General features: G+C 46.9%; 2 protein-coding genes. Both read right to left on the bottom strand.

All coding sequences use genetic code 11. The features are described 5' to 3' along the window. Positions 1-673: electron transport complex subunit E (locus R7Q48_RS24215; protein WP_318132626.1), on the bottom strand; the 673-nt coding region annotated here is incomplete at its 3' end. Beyond that, positions 670-1,305, bottom strand: a complete 636-nt coding sequence (gene rsxG / locus R7Q48_RS24210; protein ID WP_318132624.1) for an electron transport complex subunit RsxG — start codon at positions 1,303-1,305, stop codon at positions 670-672. The genes R7Q48_RS24215 and rsxG, both read right to left, overlap by 4 nt. Positions 1,306-1,384: the final 79 nt, after the last annotated feature.

Raw genomic sequence — 1,384 nt, 5'->3', positions numbered from 1 at the left:
CACGCTCAATGGCCGGTTTTTCTTCTTTCGGCTGACGAGCCTGAATTGAGCTGTCGATAACATTTTTCAACGCAATCAAAAGTCCTACACCGATGAAAGCACCTGGTGGTAATAGTGCTAATAAGAAGCTGCTATCAAATTGGAATACTTGAATGCGCAGCGCTGCAGCCCAGTCACCCAATAGCAAGTCTGCGCCGTCAAACAATGTGCCGTTGCCGATAAGCTCGCGCATTGAGCCCAACACAACTAGCACACTGGTCATGCCCAGTCCCATCCATAAGCCGTCCAATGCGGCAGGAAGCACATCATTTTTTGAAGCGTAAGCTTCGGCGCGACCGATGATGATACAGTTGGTTACGATCAACGGGATAAAGATACCCAGTGATAGGTACAATCCGTAAGCGTAAGCATTCATTAGTAGCTGGACGCAGGTTACGAGTGACGCAATGATCATAACGAAAACCGGAATTCGGATCTCTTTAGGAACATAGTTACGGATCAGTGAAACCGTTACGTTAGACCCCACTAGTACCAGTAATGTGGCAATACCAAGACCCAGCGCGTTGGTGATCGTCGATGAAACGGCGAGTAGAGGACATAAACCGAGCAGCTGAACCAATGCTGGGTTGTTGCTCCACATGCCGTTCTTCATCAATTGTTTGTTTTCGCTCATTGATTGTCTCCTGCGCAGTTTAGTGGCTGGCTGAGAATCTCATCACGAGATTGATTTACGTAGTTTACGGTGTTTCTGACTGCTTTGACGACAGCTCGAGGCGTAATGGTAGCGCCAGTAAACTGATCAAAGTCTCCACCATCTTTACGAACTTTCCAAGAATTCCAATTATCTTCGGTGACTTGCTTACCCGTGAAACCAAGAATCCAACTGGGAACGCGAAGATCTATTTTATCGCCTAGCCCCGGTGTTTCTTGATGGCTAAGTACGCGCGTACCTAAAATCTTACCTTGATTATCGATACCTGTGATGACTTTGATTTCACCGTTATAGCCATCTGGTGCAATCGACTCAATGGCGATGGCTGTTGGCTCGCCATTTTTGGTGGCAATGTAGGTAGGCATTGCGTGCATCGTGCCAAGCTCTGGAGACGTCACCAACGTGCATGATTGAGTTAATGCGTTGTCGTGCATCGTTTCAGGAATCACTTGATTAAGCACTGAAAGTAGCTGCTTTTGTTCCTGAAGCTTGATTTGATCTTCGGTTAAGTACTGAGTCAACGCGACCAAACCTGTTGTGGCGCAAGCAAAGATCGCCAGTGTCAGACCATTTTTTCTAATAGCGGTTAACATGTTTACCTCAGTGACCGTAAGTTCTAGGTTTGGTGTAGTAGTCGATAAGCGGAACGCACATGTTGGCTAATAGAACCGC

It is taken from the genome of Vibrio sp. 378, assembly GCF_033339435.1.
Note: the sequence above shows the minus strand (reverse complement) of the source record. Positions and strands in the feature narration are given on the sequence as shown.